The sequence below is a fragment of the Massilimicrobiota sp. An142 genome, from assembly GCF_002160725.1.
GTDB classification, from domain to species: domain Bacteria; phylum Bacillota_I; class Bacilli_A; order Erysipelotrichales; family Coprobacillaceae; genus Allocoprobacillus; species Allocoprobacillus merdigallinarum.
In genome coordinates this window covers 1-2,196 of the sequence record NZ_NFLD01000072.1, presented here as the reverse complement: position 1 = coordinate 2,196, position 2,196 = coordinate 1, and the positions used below count along the sequence as shown (strand labels likewise).

3 protein-coding genes are annotated in these 2,196 nt (G+C 31.2%); 1 reads left to right on the top strand and 2 read right to left on the bottom strand.

Annotated elements, in window-relative coordinates:
- Nucleotides 1-196: hypothetical protein (locus B5E87_RS15335; protein ID WP_206399320.1), on the bottom strand; the 196-nt coding region annotated here is incomplete at its 3' end.
- A complete protein-coding gene (locus B5E87_RS14685) occupies nt 196-396 on the bottom strand; it encodes a hypothetical protein (protein ID WP_087244157.1) in 201 nt (66 codons plus the stop codon). The genes B5E87_RS15335 and B5E87_RS14685, both read right to left, overlap by 1 nt.
- Nucleotides 397-629: 233 nt before the next feature.
- Here B5E87_RS14685 and B5E87_RS14680 point away from each other — a divergent pair, with 233 nt between their 5' ends.
- Complete coding sequence (locus B5E87_RS14680) at nt 630-1,988, top strand: FAD-dependent oxidoreductase (protein ID WP_087246152.1); 1,359 nt, start codon at nt 630-632, stop codon at nt 1,986-1,988.
- Nucleotides 1,989-2,196: the final 208 nt, after the last annotated feature.

The following is a 2,196-nucleotide window of genomic DNA, read 5'->3' as shown; positions in this document are numbered from 1 at the left end:
ACCCAAAAGATGAATAGTAATGATTGATTTCATTGGCAACTGTGTAACCTTGTCTAGATATGAGAAACTTGAGCAGTCCTGTAAGTCCCAATTTTGAATCTCTTGTAAAATATCTGGGAACTTTTCTAGCAATCTCAAAAATATCAGGATGAGACAAAAGAGCATCAAAATATTCAAATGTAAAATAGATAGACATTATTCTTCATCATCATACACAAGTCTAGGTTTCTTTTTAGCATACATGGCTTTAAGATAGGGAACCTGTTCTTCAGTAAGAAGACCAAAACTACGAATAGTGCGGTGCTTGATTTTATCACCATCACGATAAGACTCAACAAGAGAGCAGAAATAAGTGCCTTTTTTGCCTCTATTATTTTGAACAACCTTCACAAACATAAAACCACTCCTTTTCTATACTACAATTATATCATTAAATCGTTGAGATTTCACTAAATATGATATATCACTTCTATAATTACTTATGAATCTTAATAAACAAAAAAAGAAATCTGAATATGTCAGATTTCTAATTTAAATTTGTCGTTAAATTGACGACATTGACTGAATCTTAGTTCTTTTTTTGTTTAAACTGATTATTTTTGGAAAGAATATCACATGGTGATATAACTATGAATCAATCTTATTGGCAGAAAACTTCATCTATTCAAAGATGTGCATCTATTCAAGATGATATGGATACAGATATTGTTATTATTGGGGCAGGAATGGCTGGGGTTTCACTGGCTTATCAATTAAAAGATTTACCCTATCGTGTTATTGTTGTAGATAAAGATCAGATTGCAAGTCATACGAGTGGACATACGACTGCAAAACTAACGGTTTTACATGGGAAAATCTATCCACTTCTTAAAAAACATTATAATATACATTATGCACATCTGTATTTTCGTTCGCAAGAGGAAGCGTTGAATACAATTAAAGATATTATTCGTAAGGAAGATATTGCATGTGATTTTCAGGAAAACGATGCGTATGTATATACTGATGATCCTCAATATGTTTCTATGATTCAGGAGCTTGAGTACATATTAAAATCTTTTCATGTAGAAGTTATCAAAGATTCACAACATTTAGCATCAGTTGGCTTAAAACATCAAGCGGTTTTTCATCCTTTGAAATATATGTATGGGTTAATTGATAAGTGTCAAAAAGATGGTATTGTTTTTTATGAAAAGAGTATGGTTGAAAGTATTGAACGCAAAAAAGATGGTTTTATTTTAAAAGTCAATCATCATAAGATTCGAAGTCGTTATGTTATTCATGCGACAAGGTATCCTTTTATTAAAAAAGGGATTTATTTTGCAAAGTTGTTTCAGACAAAAGAGAATGTTGATTTGCGAAATAAAGAAGAGAATCAAAGTTTACTATGTATAGATCATACTGATAGTTATAGACCGGTACAGGATAAGGGAATATATATTGATATGGCGAGTCAAGAATGGTATGCATTAGATAGTGTGCCATTACGTGGAGTACCTTATATTGGTGAGATAAAACCGGGAAGTCAGGAATATGTAATTTATGGTTTTCAAAAATGGGGCATGACATTATCTCAGGTAGCGGCCAAATTAATTAAAGATTTAATTTTACAGCAAGAGAATCCCTATAAAAGTTTATATAGCTGTCAATATTTTTCACTATCTTTTGCTAAGGAATATCAAAAGAAAATCATGAATTCATATTATAAGGGTTTTATATATCCAAGGTTTCATTGTAAGAAAGTGAATCAAATACAAAATGGTGAAGGTGCTATTGTTCGTGAAAATGGGAAACTCAAAGCAGTCTATAAAGATGACAATGGAAAATGTCATGTATTTTCTCCATATTGTCCGCATTTAAAATGTATTATAGAATTTGATCAAAAAGATAAGATATGGTTGTGTCCGTGTCATCAGTCAACTTATGATGCTTATGGTCATTTAATTGATGGACCGAGTTTGCATTCTTTAAAGAAAAAAGAGAAATGACATTATATAATTAAGGATGTGATAAAGAGAGAAAAAAGAGGGTTAAATAAAAAAACGAAAAAAAGTAAAAAAAAGACTTGCAAAGGTAGAGGATAGATGGTATTATAGATGAGCACTCGACGAGAGGGCGCAGGGACATTGAAAACTGAACAGTAAACACGTCAATAAAGATAGGAAAAAAGAAAGAGTCAAGAAGACATGAAATTGT

Coding starts and splice junctions, on each gene's coding strand:
- B5E87_RS14680 (WP_087246152.1), top strand. CDS start 630: ATGAATCAATCTTATTGGCAGAAAACTTCATCTATTCAAAGATGTGCA.
- B5E87_RS14685 (WP_087244157.1), bottom strand. CDS start 396: ATGTTTGTGAAGGTTGTTCAAAATAATAGAGGCAAAAAAGGCACTTAT.